14 protein-coding genes and 1 pseudogene are annotated in these 13,252 nt (G+C 68.4%); 10 read left to right on the forward strand and 5 right to left on the reverse strand.

Translation table 11 applies throughout. The annotated features are described in order from the left end of the window. Position 1 precedes the first annotated feature (1 nt). Positions 2–901, reverse strand: a complete 900-nt coding sequence (locus C1I89_RS14165; RefSeq protein ID WP_102773401.1) for a LysR family transcriptional regulator — start codon at positions 899–901, stop codon at positions 2–4. Positions 902–1,011: 110 nt separating this feature from the next. On the opposite strand from C1I89_RS14165, the gene C1I89_RS14170 reads away from it, so the two are divergent. From C1I89_RS14170 to C1I89_RS14200, 7 genes and pseudogenes are all read left to right on the forward strand, one after another. Next, complete coding sequence (locus C1I89_RS14170; protein ID WP_102773402.1) at positions 1,012–1,785, forward strand: SDR family oxidoreductase; 774 nt, start codon at positions 1,012–1,014, stop codon at positions 1,783–1,785. An 11-nt stretch (positions 1,786–1,796) separates the two neighbouring features. Then, positions 1,797–2,066, forward strand: coding sequence for a hypothetical protein (locus tag C1I89_RS14175; protein WP_102773403.1), 270 nt, complete (start codon positions 1,797–1,799; stop codon positions 2,064–2,066). Between the two features lie 3 nt (positions 2,067–2,069). After that, positions 2,070–2,624, forward strand: a complete 555-nt coding sequence (locus C1I89_RS14180) for a DUF924 family protein (protein ID WP_102773404.1) — start codon at positions 2,070–2,072, stop codon at positions 2,622–2,624. A gap of 43 nt (positions 2,625–2,667) precedes the next feature. Further along, positions 2,668–3,567, forward strand: a complete 900-nt coding sequence (locus C1I89_RS14185) for a LysR substrate-binding domain-containing protein (protein WP_102773405.1) — start codon at positions 2,668–2,670, stop codon at positions 3,565–3,567. Positions 3,568–3,681: 114 nt separating this feature from the next. Beyond that, the gene (locus tag C1I89_RS14190; RefSeq protein WP_181390949.1) at positions 3,682–4,875 is read left to right on the forward strand and encodes a CaiB/BaiF CoA transferase family protein; all 1,194 of its coding nucleotides are present in this window, start codon (positions 3,682–3,684) and stop codon (positions 4,873–4,875) included. Continuing rightward, a complete protein-coding gene (locus C1I89_RS14195; RefSeq protein ID WP_102773407.1) occupies positions 4,872–5,819 on the forward strand; it encodes a hydroxymethylglutaryl-CoA lyase in 948 nt (315 codons plus the stop codon). Before C1I89_RS14190 ends, C1I89_RS14195 begins: the two co-directional genes overlap by 4 nt. Positions 5,820–5,862: 43 nt before the next feature. Continuing rightward, a pseudogene (locus C1I89_RS14200) lies at positions 5,863–6,928 on the forward strand (Bug family tripartite tricarboxylate transporter substrate binding protein). A 555-nt stretch (positions 6,929–7,483) separates the two neighbouring features. On the opposite strand, the gene C1I89_RS34490 reads toward C1I89_RS14200, so the two are convergent. Both C1I89_RS34490 and C1I89_RS14210 read right to left on the reverse strand, forming a co-directional pair. After that, positions 7,484–8,080, reverse strand: coding sequence for a hypothetical protein (locus tag C1I89_RS34490; RefSeq protein WP_258231426.1), 597 nt, complete (start codon positions 8,078–8,080; stop codon positions 7,484–7,486). A 188-nt stretch (positions 8,081–8,268) separates the two neighbouring features. Beyond that, positions 8,269–9,168: an MBL fold metallo-hydrolase gene (locus tag C1I89_RS14210; RefSeq protein WP_102773408.1), complete on the reverse strand. Its 900-nt coding sequence runs from the start codon at positions 9,166–9,168 to the stop codon at positions 8,269–8,271. A gap of 220 nt (positions 9,169–9,388) precedes the next feature. Between C1I89_RS14210 and C1I89_RS14215 the strand changes: the two genes are divergently transcribed. The 3 genes from C1I89_RS14215 (at position 9,389) to C1I89_RS14225 (ending at position 11,969) form a co-directional block, all read left to right on the forward strand. After that, complete coding sequence (locus C1I89_RS14215; RefSeq protein ID WP_102773409.1) at positions 9,389–10,267, forward strand: RNA polymerase sigma-70 factor; 879 nt, start codon at positions 9,389–9,391, stop codon at positions 10,265–10,267. A gap of 120 nt (positions 10,268–10,387) precedes the next feature. Beyond that, a complete protein-coding gene (locus C1I89_RS14220; RefSeq protein WP_102773410.1) occupies positions 10,388–10,822 on the forward strand; it encodes a cupin domain-containing protein in 435 nt (144 codons plus the stop codon). A gap of 142 nt (positions 10,823–10,964) precedes the next feature. After that, the gene (locus tag C1I89_RS14225) at positions 10,965–11,969 is read left to right on the forward strand and encodes a LysR family transcriptional regulator (protein WP_102773411.1); all 1,005 of its coding nucleotides are present in this window, start codon (positions 10,965–10,967) and stop codon (positions 11,967–11,969) included. 3 nt (positions 11,970–11,972) lie between these two features. Here C1I89_RS14225 and C1I89_RS14230 read toward each other — a convergent pair whose 3' ends face one another. Together C1I89_RS14230 and C1I89_RS14235 are read right to left on the reverse strand one after the other, a co-directional pair. Further along, on the reverse strand, positions 11,973–12,467 hold the full coding sequence (locus C1I89_RS14230) for an Ohr family peroxiredoxin (RefSeq protein ID WP_102773412.1): 495 nt from the start codon (positions 12,465–12,467) through the stop codon (positions 11,973–11,975). A gap of 20 nt (positions 12,468–12,487) precedes the next feature. Then, positions 12,488–13,243: an SDR family oxidoreductase gene (locus C1I89_RS14235; protein ID WP_102773413.1), complete on the reverse strand. Its 756-nt coding sequence runs from the start codon at positions 13,241–13,243 to the stop codon at positions 12,488–12,490. Positions 13,244–13,252 lie beyond the last annotated feature (9 nt).

The following is a 13,252-nucleotide window of genomic DNA, read 5'->3' on the forward strand; positions in this document are numbered from 1 at the left end:
GCTACGCCAGGCAAGGCGCCAGCACCTGCGCCAGCCATCCGTTGAACGCGCGCACGCGGCGCGACAGATGGCGCCGGTGCGGGTAGACGATCTGCACCGGCATGGCCGGCGCGGCCCAGCCGGGCAGGACTTCCACCAGCTCGCCGGCTTCGAGATGCTCGCGCACGTCGAAGGCGGGGATCTGGATCAGGCCCAGGCCGGCCAGGCAGCAGGCGATATAGGTTTCGGCGTTGTTGACCGAGACCTGGGCGCGCATGGTCAGCGTCTGCAGCCTGCCATGCTCCTCCCATTCCCAGGCGGCGGCGCGGCCATAGTTCGGCGTGGCGTAATTGACCGCCAGGTGCCGCGGCAGGTCGGCGGGGGTGCGCGGCACGCCGTGGCGCGCCAGGTAGGCGGGGCTGGCGCAATTGATCAGCCGGAACGTGCCCAGCGGCTGCGCCACCAGGCTGCTGGAGGGCAGCTCGCCCACGCGCAGCGCGCAGTCTATGCCTTCATGCACCAGATCGATGGCCCGGTCGCTGGAACCCAGGTCCAGCTCGATGCCCGGGTGCTGCTCGAAAAACGTCGGCAGCGCCGGCGCCACCTGGCGGCGCGCGATGCGGCTGGGCAGGTCCACCCGCAGGCGGCCGCTCAGGGCCTGGGCCTGCGGCCGGAAGCGCTGTTCCAGTTCCTCGGTGTCGGCCACCAGCGCGACGGCGCGCTCCAGCAGGGCCTCGCCGTCCTGCGTCAGGCCGACTCGGCGCGTGGTGCGGTTGAACAGCCGCGTGCCCAGCCTGGCCTCCAGCTGCTGGATCGCCAGCGATACCGTGGGCCGGGGCAGGCCGAGCTGGTCGGCGGCCAGGGTGAACCCGCCGCTGTCGGCGACCCGGATGAAGATGCGGAGCTGGTCGATGCGGTCCATGGGCTTGATTGGTAATGAATCCTGGATAGTGTAGACATAACTACCGTATTTATTGGGATAAATCCAGCGAATAAAGTGGCTGCACTCCCTCACCACGACAAGGAAATCCCATGTCCAAGCACAGCATCCAAGGCAAAGTGGTCCTGATCGCCGGCGGCGCCAAGAACCTGGGCGGCCTGATCGCCCGCGACCTGGCCGCGCAGGGCGCCAAGGCCATCGCCATCCACTACAACAGCGCCGCGAGCAAGGCCGAGGCCGACGCCACCGTGGCGGCGGTGGAACAGGCCGGCGCCAAGGCCGTGGCGCTGCAGGGCGACCTGACCTCGGCCGGCGCGATGGAAAAGCTGTTCGCCGACGCCGTGGCCGCGGTGGGCCGTCCGGACATCGCCATCAACACGGTCGGCAAGGTGCTCAAGAAGCCGTTCTCGGAGATCTCCGAGGCCGAGTACGACGAGATGGCGGCGGTCAACGGCAAGTCGGCCTTTTTCTTCCTGAAAGAGGCGGGCAAGCACGTCAACGACGGCGGCAAGATCTGCACGCTGGTGACTTCGCTGCTGGGCGCGTTCACGCCGTTCTATTCGGCCTACGCGGGCACCAAGGCCCCGGTCGAGCACTTCACGCGCGCGGCGGCCAAGGAATTCGGCGCGCGCGGCATTTCGGTCACCGCGGTCGGCCCCGGCCCGATGGACACGCCGTTCTTCTACGGCCAGGAAGGCGCCGACGCGGTGGCCTATCACCAGTCGGCCGCCGCGCTGTCGCCCTTCAGCAAGACCGGCCTGACCGACATCGAGGACGTGGTGCCCTTCATCCGCCACCTGGTCAGCGACGGCTGGTGGATCACCGGCCAGACCATCCTGATCAACGGCGGCTACACGACCAAGTAAGGAGAGCGTCCATGCACATGGCAGCGGTCATCCTGGGCGGCGTAGCGCTGCTTGCCGTCTTCGTGCTGTTCGGCTGGCTCTGGGGCGCCAGCGCCGCCGGGATGGCGCTGGCCGCCAAGGCCTTCGTGCCGGCCTGGCTGGCGGTGGCGCTGGTCAACATGTGGGTGGGCGTGGCGCACGCCGGCTATAGCGTGCGCCAGGAGCTGCCCATCCTGCTGATCGTGTTCGCGGTGCCCGCCGCGCTGGCCGTCGCCGCGGCGTGGCAGTTGTCGCGGGGCTGAACCATGAAAGACGCCGACAGCCGGCGAATCCGCGAGGTGGTGGATTTCTGGCGCGAAGCAGGGCGCGCGGGCCACTGGTTCGACAAGAATCCCGAATTCGACCGGACCTTCCGCGCGCGTTTCCTGGACCTGCACCTGGCCGCCGCGCGCGGCCAATGCGAACACTGGAGCCGCGACGCCCACGGCTCGCTGGCGCTGCTGATCCTGCTGGACCAGTTCCCGCGCAATGCGTTTCGCGGCACCGCCCACATGTACGCCACCGACGGCCTGGCGCTGCGCGTCGCGCGCCAGGCCATCGCCCGCGGCCACATGGAACAGGCCGAGCCGGCCCTGCAACTGTTCTTCTGCCTGCCGTTCGCGCATTCGGAAAACCTGGCCGACCAGGAACTGTCGGTCGAGCTCAACGCCCGGCTGGGCGCGGCCGCCCGGTCCCATGCGGAAGGACACCGCGAGATCATCCGGCGCTTCGGCAAGTTTCCCCATCGCAACCCGCTGCTGCTGCGCGAAACCACCGCGCCCGAGCGCGCCTTTCTAGCCGCCGGAGGCTTTGCCGGCTAGTTTTCTATAAAATCGGGCCGCCTGACTCTCAACGGCCCACACCATGAATCCAGCCCGCTTCGACCTGGTCACGCTGGCCCTGTTCGTCGCCGTGGCGCGCCAGGGCAGCATCTCGGCCGGCGCGCGCCAGTCGCACCTGGCGGTGGGCGCGGCCAGTAAGCGCATTTCCGACCTGGAAAACGCCCTTGGCACGCCGCTGCTGTACCGCACCGCGGCCGGCGTCGAACTGACCGACGCCGGCCAGACCTGCCTGGCGCACGCGCAGCGCGTGCTGCAGGAAGTCGAGCAGATGGCCGGCGTGCTGTCCGACTTCGCCCAGGGCGTGCGCGGCCAGGTACGAATCGCCGCCAACACCTCCTCGCTGACCCAGTTCCTGCCCGAAGACCTGGCCGCCTTCATGCAGCGCCATCCGGCCGTGCGCATCCAGCTCGAAGAGCAGAACAGCAGCGACATCGTCACCGCCGTGGCCGAGAACCGCGCCGACGTCGGCATCTTCGCCGACCGCACGCCCGCCGCCGGCCTGACCACCGTGCCGTACCGGCTGGACGAACTCGTCCTCATCACGCCGCCGCGCCACCCGCTGGCCGCGCACGCCCAGGTGGCGTTCGCCGACACCCTGGACTACGACTACGTCGGGCTGCCGCCGGCCACCTCGCTGGCCACCCGCCTGGCCGACGAAAGCGCACGCCTCGAAAAAACCATCCGCCTCCGCATCCAGGTGCGCAGCTTCGACGCCATCTGCCGCATGGTGGCGGCCACCGGCGGCATCGGTATCCTGCCGCGCATCGCCGCCGAACCGCATGCGCGCTCCATGCAGCTGCACCTCATCGCGCTGACCGACGAATGGTCGCGCCGCCGCCTGCTGCTGGGCGTGCGCGACCCGGACAGCCTGCCCGTGGCCGCGCGCCTGCTGGTCGCCAGCCTGGCCCGGCAGACGGGCTGAGGCCGCGGCCCTTTCTCCATCCGCGAAAACCCCCTTGCCCATTCGCCCATACCCGCCTGGCGGCGATTGCCCGCAAACTGCCTCTCCACATCAAGCCACAGACACGGAGACGACATGGCGGGGCAGATACTGGCCGGCATACGGGTGCTGGAACTCGGGCAACTGATCGCGGGGCCTTTCGCCGCCAAGACCCTGGCCGACTTCGGCGCGCAGGTCATCAAGATCGAGCCGCCGGGGCAGGGCGATCCGCTGCGCAAATGGCGCCTGCTGCATGAGGGCACCTCGGTCTGGTGGGAAGCGCAGTCGCGCAACAAGCAATCGGTCTGCGTCGACCTGCGCCAGCCCGAAGGCCAGGACCTGGTGCGCCAGCTGGCCGCCCAGGCCGACGTGCTGATCGAGAACTTCCGCCCCGGCACCATGGAGAAATGGGGCCTGTCGTGGGAGACGCTGCACGCGCTCAATCCGCGCCTCATCATGCTGCGCATCTCCGGCTACGGCCAGACCGGCCCCAAGGCCCAGGAGCCGGGCTTCGCCGCCATCGGCGAGGCCATGGCCGGACTGCGCTACCTCAACGGCGAGCCGGGCCGCGCCCCGGTGCGCGCCGGCCTCTCGCTGGGCGACACCATCGCCGGCCTGCACGGCGCCATGGGCGTGCTGCTGGCGCTGTACCAGCGCGACGCGCGCGGCGGCCAGGGCCAGGTCATCGACGCGGCCCTCTACGAGAGCATCTTCAACCTCAGCGAAAGCCTGCTGCCGGAGTACTCCGTCTTCGGCGCGGTGCGCGAACCCGCCGGCGCCGCGCTGCCCGGCATCGCGCCGTCCAACGCCTATCCCTGCCGCGACGGCTACGTGCTCATCGCCGGTAACGGCGACGCCATCTTCCAGCGCCTCATGCAGCGCATCGGGCGCGCCGACCTCGGCGCCGACCCGGACCTCGCCCACAACGACGGACGCGCGCGCCGCGCCCACGAACTGGACGCCGTCATCGGCGCCTGGACCGCCCAGCGCGACATCGACGGCGTGCTCGACGCCATGCGCGAGGCCGGCGTGCCGGCGGGGCGCATCTACAGCGTCGCCGACATCGCGCAAGACCCGCACTACCGCGCCCGCGGCGCCATCGCCAGCCTGCGCGCCGCCAGCGGCATCGACGTCGAAATGCCCGCCGTCTTCCCTTGCCTGTCGGACAACCCCGGCGCCATCCGCGAACGCGCCCCGCAGCTGGGCGAACACACCGACGCCGTGCTGCAGGCCGCCGGCCTCGACGAGCAGCAGCGCGCCGGCCTGCGCGCCCGGGGAGTGATCGCATGAACGGCCCGCAACGCATCGAAATCAACGAAGTCGGCCCGCGCGACGGCCTGCAGATCGAACGCGCCCTGGTTGCCACCGACGACAAGGTCGCCTTCGTCGACGCCCTGTCCGCCTGCGGTTTCGCCCGCATCGAAGTCACCAGCTTCACCTCGCCCAAGGCCATCCCGGCCCTGGCCGACGCCCAGGACGTCATGCGCCGCATCGCGCGCCGGCCCGGCGTCGTCTACACCGCGCTCATCCCCAACATCCGCGGCCTGGAACGCGCGCTGGAATGCGGCACCGACGAAATGAACCTCGTCATGTCCTGCAGCGAAACCCACAACCGCGCCAACCTGCGCATGACGCGCGCCCAGTCCTTCGACGAACTGGCCGCCATCCTGCGCCGCGCCGGCGACGCCGGCGTGCCCTGCAACGTATCGCTGTCCACCGCCTTCGGCTGCCCCTTCGACGGCGACGTGCCCGCCGCCGACGTCATGCGGCTTGCGCGGCAATTGGCCGACGCCGGCGCCCAGGGCATCACCCTGTGCGACACCACCGGCATGGCCTACCCGACCCAGGTCGCGCAGCTGTGCGAGACCTTCCAGCGCGAACTGCCGCGCACCGCGCTCACCGTCCACCTGCACAACACCCGCGGCATGGCCCTGGCCAACGCCATCGCCGCCTGGCAGACCGGCGTCACCCGCTACGACGCCGCCGCCGGCGGCCTGGGCGGCTGTCCCTACGCGCCCGGCGCCAGCGGCAACGTCAACACCGAAGAGCTCGTGCACATGTTCGACTGCATGGGCGTGGCCACCGGCGTCGAGCTGGCCCCGCTGCTCGACATCGTGCGCGGCCTGCCCGGCCTGGTGCAGCGCGCCCTGACCAACCCCTTGCTCACGGCCGGCCCGCGCCTGGCCACCCATCAGCCGCCGGCCTGGCTGGCCGAACGCTTCCCCGCCGCCTGAGCCCGCGGCCATCCACACATCCATAACAAACAGGAGACTCACCATGCACCTTGCCAAGCACCGTCTGCTAAGCGCCGCGCTAGCCACCGCCGCCGTCCTCGGCGCCACCGCCGCTTACGCCGCCGGCTATCCCGAGCGCCCCATCTCGCTCATCGTCTCCGCCGCGCCCGGCGGCACCACCGACATCGCCGCCCGCCTCATCGCCCAGCCGCTGGGCCAGGCCCTGGGCCAGACCGTCGTCGTCGACAACAAGCCCGGGGCCTCCGGCGGCATCGCCGGCCAGATGGTCGCCCGCGCCCAGCCCGACGGCTACACCCTGCTGCTGCAATACTCGGGCTTCCAGGCCATCACCCCGCACGTCTCGCCCAACGTGGGCTGGGACCCCATCAAGGACTTCGCGCCTGTCGCCAACGTGCTCTCGGCCCCGCAGGTCATCGTCGTGCGCCCCGACCTGCCCATCAAGACCCTGAAGGACCTGGTCGACTACGCCAAGGCCAACCCCGGCAAACTCAACTACGCCTCCTCGGGCAACGGCTCGCTGCAGCAGGTCGCGACCGAACTGCTCAACCAGATGGCCGGCATCCAGATCACCCACATCCCCTACAAGGGAACCGGCCCGGCCCTGAACGACCTGCTCGGCGGCGCCGTCGACCTCACCATCACCACGCCGCCGCCGCTGCTGGGCCACATCGCCGCCGGCAAGCTGCGCGCCCTGGCCGTCACCGGCGACAAGCGCCTGCCCGGCCTGCCCGACGTGCCCACCGCCGNGCCACATCGCCGCCGGCAAGCTGCGCGCCCTGGCCGTCACCGGCGACAAGCGCCTGCCCGGCCTGCCCGACGTGCCCACCGCCGCCGAAGCCGGCTATCCCGACCTCATCGTCTCCTCCTGGTTCGCCATGTACGCGCCGGCCGGCACCCCGCCCGCCGTCGTCGACAAACTGTCCGGCGAAATCAAGAAAATCATGGCCACCGAGGCCTTCCGCCAAAAGGCCGCCGAGCAGGGCGCCGAAGCCCGCTACATGGACCCGAAGGAACTGGGCGCCTACACCAAGGAAGAACTGGACCGCTGGGGCAAGGTGGTGAAGGCGGCGAATATCAGCGCTAATTAATCTCTGCGCAGAAACGATAGAGCCACCTGGAGGTGGCTCTGTTCGAGGGCAAGCGCGTCGTCAGTGCGATGGCGTGCAGCGCCGGCCTAGATGCCGAAGGCCTCTCCGACTCCGTCCGGGGCATCCATGGCGATCGCCTATCCTCGGCGGCGCACATAAGCGCAGCCGCTTATGTCTGACTCTCCGGCAATACTCGCGACGCTTTCTTCTGCACACAAACCGGCAACCGCCGCAGGCTGGGCGGCGCCCGGGCGAACGAATATCGGACACTTGAACTGCTCCTGTCGCTGACCGCCATAGCGGTTCAGGCCGCACCCGATATGAGTGTTCGCGCCTGCCATTCGCGGTACGTGGGGTTAGATTGGTCAACCGCCACCTGATGGCCGGCAACTCTGCAAAGTTCGTTGCCGGCCAGGTGGGCGTGGCGCCAATGTATGTCCCCCGCGAACGGGCAATGGGCCTGGCCGGTTTTTTTCAGACCGGTTCCAGGCCGGAGACGGCGTGCAAAAGGATGGGCCTCATCGAAAGAGATGCGGCGCACGCCGATTCAACGCTTCAACCCTTGAACAACCGCTCGTGCATCCAACCGTCATTGGTCAGGACGAGAGCGGCCTTGCCCTCGATATCGCCTTGCGTTTGATCCGCAATATTCTTGTAGGCCGCGCGCACGCTTTCCGTCTTGGTCCAGTCGGCCGCGTCCTTCACCTTGTAGCGGAAATTCACGCGCGACACCTTCATGCCCATCATGTCGCTCGGCTCGGTGAAGTTCTGGATCTCCACGTCCGAGTACTTGCCGGTGCAGAACGCATCGTGCCGCCCCATGGTGTTGGCGCCTTCGGCCACCAGGTACTTCTTGCCCATGTCGGTGATCTGATATTCCGTGGCCGGCTCCATCTTGTTGCCGAACATCGCCTTGACCTCGGTGTCGCGCTTGGTCAGCAACCCGGCATCGACCAGCGCGTCGGCGCGCACCAGGTTCTGCTGGCCGAACAGTTCCTGCTTGCTCACGGTGAACGGCATGCCCTTGCCGGGGATGGCGGCGCACAGGCCCTTCTGCGTATCCAGATAGGCCTGAACGGCCTTGCCAAAGTTGCTCTTGTTGGCGTCCTTGGCGCTACCGCACGCCGCGAGGGCAAGTGCAAGACCGCTCATGGCAACGATTTTCATGGCGCTAGGCAAAGTGAGGTTCCTCCGTAAATGAGTGAATAAGCGTTTGCAGCCCCGCCTCGGTAATGTGGCGGGGTGCGTATTATCCCCTCATCGCGGAGTATGGGCGGCGAACCCCGGTCCCTCGGGCCAGCACGATGCCGGCCGCGTCGCGCGCACCTGATTAAACGCGGTCAGAAATCCCAGATAACCGGCACCCAGCGAAACGCATCGCCGTCGACCGCGACCCGGCCCACGGAGGGGAACGGCAGATGCGCGGCGACCAGCAGCCCGCGGTTCTGCGCCAGCTCCTGGAACAGGCCGATGCGCACGCGCGCCGATTCCTCGGGGTCGTGTTCGAAGCCGTTGTGCCATTCGGGATGGTCGAACCCGACGGGGAAGATGGCGTCGCCGGCAAAGGTCAGCCGTTCGCCGCCGGAGATCAGGTCCACCACGCTATGCCCCGGCGTGTGTCCGCCGGTGAGGCGGACGATGACGCCCGGCGCGACCTCATGCCGGTCTTCGAAAAGGCGCAGTCGATCGCGGTACTCGTTGTAGAAGCTGGTGGCGGTGGACTTGAGCACCGCGGGCACCGGCTTGGGCATGACGGTGTGCGAGAAGTCCGGCGAGGTCCAGAATGCCACTTCGGTGGCGGACACGTGGATGCGCACGTCCGGACGCAGCCGCTCCTTGACGCCGGGCACCAGCAGTCCGCCCACGTGGTCCATATGCATGTGCGTGACGATCACGTCGGTCACGGATTCCAGCGCGATGCCGGCGGATTCCAGCCGCTGCGGAAACTGCCCGGCGCGCGGAAAGCCTGCAAATTGTCCGCCCAGCCCCGCATCGATAAGAATGGTTTGATCGCCGCTGCGGGCCGCCATCACGTTCAGCGGCCAGTCGAAGGCATCGGGAGGCATGAACATATGCTCCAGCCAGGCCGCCAGGTCGGAAGGGGCGGCATTGGTGGCCATCGTCGCGGTCGGCAGCGGCAGCACGCCGTCGCTGACGACCAGCGCGTCGATGTCGCCGATCTGCAGCGCGTAGCGCGAAGGAACCAGATCGATGGATTCGGTGTTTTCTATGGCGAACATGGCGATATCTCCAGGAAGAGGGTGCTGCGTGGGGAAGCGGTGAGGGCATGGTAGGTGCGGGGTTTCCCGCGCGGTAGGCACGCAGCCGGAAGCACGTTGTTGTGCGACGCGCACCAATGTGCGTCAAAGCGCCAACTGGGGAATGATCTTGTCGCGCCCGGACCGCTGCGGCAAAATAGCCTGCTTCCCGCTCCCTAGCCTGCTGGCGTTGGCCCATTCCATGACCGGCTCCGTGACCCTGTTCGACCGCCATCGTCCGCGCCTGTATGCGATCGCCTATCGCATGCTGGGCTCGGTGGCCGAAGCCGAAGACGTGGTGCAGGACGCATGGCTGCGCTGGCATGGCGCCGACCACGCCGCGTTGGACAACCCCGAGGCCTGGCTCGTCACCGTCACGACGCGCTTGTCCATCGACCGCCTGCGCGCCGCCAAGGCCGAACGCGAGAACTACGTCGGCGTCTGGCTGCCGGAACCGATGCTGATGGCGGCTCCGTCCACGCCCGAACAGATCCACGAACTTGCCGACGACGTGTCCGTGGCCTTTCTGTTCATGCTGGAGCGCCTGACGCCCGACGCCCGCGCGGCCTTCCTGATGCGCGAGGTGTTCGACGCGGAATACGAGGACATCGCCGAAACCCTGGGCAAATCCCAGGCCGCGGTCCGCCAGCTGGTGAGGCGGGCCAGGCTGCAGTTGCGCCAGGGCGCCCCGCGCGAGGCCGTGCTGCGCGCTACGCTGCAACGGCTGCTGCTGGCCTTCGCCGACGCGATGCAGCGCAGCGATTTCCACGGCCTGCACGCGCTATTGAGCGACGACGCCGAACTCATCGGCGACGGCGGCGGCAAGGCCACGAGTTTCGCCAGCCTGGTGGGCGGCAAGCGGCTGGCCCAGCTGTTCTACGCCGGCAAACGCCGCTACCGCGACGCCCTCAGCACCGAGGTGGTTCAGGTCAACGGGCAATGGACGCTGCTGCGTTTCATCGACGGCGAACTCGAATCCGTGCAGTCCTACGAAACAGACGGCAGGCGCCTGACCCGGGTACTGGTGCAGCGCAATCCGGACAAGCTCGCCCGCATCGCGGCGGCCCTGGCGCAGCGCTGACGCGTTCCCCGTACCGGTTTTGGTGCGCGGCAGGCAACATGGTGATCCCTCGCGCGCGCCTACCGCGCCGCCGCGGCCGCTCCTAACATGGGCCAGTCTCCATTCCGACCAGGACAGGCCATGTCGACACTCACCAAACTCGCTTTGCCCTTGATCGCCGCCGGCGCGCTGCTGGGCCGGCCCGCCTATGCGGCTTCGCACCATGCCACGCCCGCCGGCAAGCCGGCCGACCCCGTCGTCACCGAACTGATGAGCAAGGACCTGCCGGACATTCCCGGCAAGAATGCCCTGATGCTTCTCGTCGACTACCCGCCTGGCGCGGCCGACCCCTTGCATCGCCACGACGCCTCGGCCTTCGTGTACGTGCTCGAAGGCAGCGTCGTCATGCAGGTCAAGGGCGGCAAGGAAGTGACCCTGACCCCGGGGCAGACCTTCTACGAAGGGCCTGACGACATCCACACCGTGGGCCGCAACGCCAGCCAGACCGAGCCCGCCAGGTTCGTGGTCGTGCTGATCAAGAACAAGGGCGCGCCTGCCCTGATCCCCATCGAATAAGGGACGGCGATAACCCCCATCCCGGCCAGTCCCCGGCGTCATGTGCCGGGGGCTGGCCGGTTTTTTTTTCGGGTTCGCGTCACAAAATCCGGGAGTCCAACGTCTTAGGAGCTAGGAACAACCCACTCGCGGCGCCGCCACCATGCCTACTCCCATTCCCGCTCCCCCGGTTTCCCCTCGCGCAAACGGTCCCGATTCCCTGGCCGATAGTTTCGCGACCAGCTACGCAGGCGTCGTGGCCTTCATGGCCGTCGCCGCCGAAGGCAATTTCGCCAAGGCCGGCGACAGGCTCGGCATCGGCCGCTCGGCGGTCAGCCGCAGCGTGCAGAAGCTCGAAGACCAGCTCGGCACCCGGCTCTTCGTGCGCACCACGCGCAGCACTTCGCTGACCGTGGAAGGCAAGCGCTTCTATGACCAGTGCCATCCCGGCGTCGCACGCATCATCCAGGCCCTGGACGACATGCGCGACCTGCGTGTAGGCCCGCCCACCGGCCAGTTGCGCGTCTGCTCCACCGTGGGCTTCGGCCGCAAGGTCGTCGCCCCGCTGCTGAGAGACTTCCGCCAGGCCAACCCCAACATATCCGTGGAGCTGCTGCTGGATGACGGCCCGACCGACTTCACCACGGACCGTGTCGATGTGTCGTTCCGCAACGGCCGCATGGAAGACAGCCAGGTGATCGCCAAGAAAGTGATTCCGATGCAGATGATGCTGTGCGCCTCGCCCGCCTATGCCGCCAGATACGGGCTGCCGGACAGCGTGGAAGCGCTCCCGGACCACGGCTGCGTCAATTTCCTGCTGGCGTCGGGCCGCGTATACGAATGGGAATTCAAGGTCGGCGGCCAGCTGCGCAAGTTCGCGCCGCCCGCCATGCTCACCTTCAACGATGCCGATCTCGTCCTGCAGGCAGTGCTCGACGGCCACGGCCTGGCCCAGATGGCCGGCTACCAGGTATGCGAACATCTGCGCGCCGGCACCCTGGTCCAGTGCCTGCCGCAATACGCGCCCGACGACCGGGGGCACTACCTGTGCTTTCTCAGCCGCCAGCATCTGCCGGCGCGCATGCGGGTGTTCATCGACTTCATGACCGAACGCATACGCGCGCTCGACCTGCAAACCATCGACAGCCTGCTGTTGAAACAGGCCTGACCGCTATTGGCTCAGCGCCACGACGCTGGCGATTCCGCCCTGCGCCATCTTGGCATAAGGACACAGGCGCTCCGTATTGCGCACCAGCTCCTGCGCAACCGGCGTAGGCACGCCCGGCAGGTGGATGTTGATATCCGCGGACAGCGCGAACAAGCCGTCCACCGGGTCGCGCCCGAACGAGACCGTGGCCGTCACCGACGCGTCCGGGATGGCTACGCCGGCGCGCTCCGCCAGCATGCTGAGCGCGCCGTGGAAGCACGCGGCATAGCCGGCGGCGAACAACTGCTCCGGATTCGTGCCCCCGCCCGTGCCGCCCAGCTCCACCGGCAGGCGCAGCTCCACGATCAGCTCGCCGTCGTCCGAAATCGCCATGCCCGAGGCCCGGCCGTGCGCCGCCTCCCCGCCGCGCACCGTCACGCTGGTCGTGTACAGAGGCTGGAAATCCGCGCCCCGGTACTTCACGAGGAGACTTGGGGGAGGCGGCCGCAGCTTGCCCATAAAGGTCCTTGCGCCCGCCGCTACCTGCCTGCGCCCGCACGGCTGAACCAGGTTTCGAAATCGATCCTGCCCAGCCGCGGTCCGGGTCCCGGCACCAGCGTATCGTCATCCAGCAGCGCGCCAAAATACCGCGCGTCGGCGTCCGCCTGCACGCTGCGCGTGTCGCCCGTTCTGGCCATGTAGCGCTGCGCCAGCTCGGCCAGGCGCACCCGCTCCGGTCCGGCGATCTCCACGATGCCGTTCACCGGCGGCGCCAGCGTGGCGTCGGCCATGGCCAGCGCCACGTCATCGGACGCGATGGGTTGCACGAAGGCCGGCGACAGCCGCACCGTCGAGCCCTCCGTGCCCGACTGCACAATACCGCCCAGGAACTCGAAGAACTGGGTGCTGTGCACGATGGTGTAGGGAATACCGGCCGCCGCGATCAGCGCTTCCTGCGCGATCTTGCCGCGGAAATAACCGCTTTCCGCCAGGCGCTGCGTGCCCACCACCGACAGCGCGACGTGGTGCCGCACGCCGGCCCGGGCCTCCGCCGCCATCAGGTTGCGCCCCGAGGCCTGGAAAAACTCCAGCACGGCGCGGTCTTCGAACGACGGCGAATTCGCAACGTCGACCACCGTATCCACGTCCGCCAGCGCCGCGTCCAGGCCTTCGCCCGTAACCGTGTTGACGCCGGTCGCGGGCGACGCGGCAATCGCCTCGTGCCCGCGCTCGTCGAGCAGTTTCACGAGCTTGGAACCGATCAGGCCCGTCCCGCCAATAACCAGGATCTTCATGATGACTCC

The sequence above is a fragment of the Achromobacter pulmonis genome (genome assembly GCF_002885955.2).
Lineage (GTDB): Bacteria > Pseudomonadota > Gammaproteobacteria > Burkholderiales > Burkholderiaceae_B > Achromobacter > Achromobacter pulmonis_A.

Excerpts from the sequence above, each read along its gene's own strand:
- C1I89_RS14190 (WP_181390949.1), top strand. The coding sequence starts at position 3,682 with ATGGCGGGGCAGATACTGGCCGGCATACGGGTGCTGGAACTCGGGCAA.
- C1I89_RS14175 (WP_102773403.1), top strand. The coding sequence starts at position 1,797 with ATGCACATGGCAGCGGTCATCCTGGGCGGCGTAGCGCTGCTTGCCGTC.
- C1I89_RS34490 (WP_258231426.1), bottom strand. The coding sequence starts at position 8,080 with ATGAGCGGTCTTGCACTTGCCCTCGCGGCGTGCGGTAGCGCCAAGGAC.
- C1I89_RS14220 (WP_102773410.1), top strand. The coding sequence starts at position 10,388 with ATGTCGACACTCACCAAACTCGCTTTGCCCTTGATCGCCGCCGGCGCG.
- C1I89_RS14225 (WP_102773411.1), top strand. The coding sequence starts at position 10,965 with ATGCCTACTCCCATTCCCGCTCCCCCGGTTTCCCCTCGCGCAAACGGT.
- C1I89_RS14215 (WP_102773409.1), top strand. The coding sequence starts at position 9,389 with ATGACCGGCTCCGTGACCCTGTTCGACCGCCATCGTCCGCGCCTGTAT.
- C1I89_RS14230 (WP_102773412.1), bottom strand. The coding sequence starts at position 12,467 with ATGGGCAAGCTGCGGCCGCCTCCCCCAAGTCTCCTCGTGAAGTACCGG.
- C1I89_RS14210 (WP_102773408.1), bottom strand. The coding sequence starts at position 9,168 with ATGTTCGCCATAGAAAACACCGAATCCATCGATCTGGTTCCTTCGCGC.
- C1I89_RS14195 (WP_102773407.1), top strand. The coding sequence starts at position 4,872 with ATGAACGGCCCGCAACGCATCGAAATCAACGAAGTCGGCCCGCGCGAC.
- C1I89_RS14185 (WP_102773405.1), top strand. The coding sequence starts at position 2,668 with ATGAATCCAGCCCGCTTCGACCTGGTCACGCTGGCCCTGTTCGTCGCC.
- C1I89_RS14170 (WP_102773402.1), top strand. The coding sequence starts at position 1,012 with ATGTCCAAGCACAGCATCCAAGGCAAAGTGGTCCTGATCGCCGGCGGC.
- C1I89_RS14165 (WP_102773401.1), bottom strand. The coding sequence starts at position 901 with ATGGACCGCATCGACCAGCTCCGCATCTTCATCCGGGTCGCCGACAGC.
- C1I89_RS14180 (WP_102773404.1), top strand. The coding sequence starts at position 2,070 with ATGAAAGACGCCGACAGCCGGCGAATCCGCGAGGTGGTGGATTTCTGG.
- C1I89_RS14235 (WP_102773413.1), bottom strand. The coding sequence starts at position 13,243 with ATGAAGATCCTGGTTATTGGCGGGACGGGCCTGATCGGTTCCAAGCTC.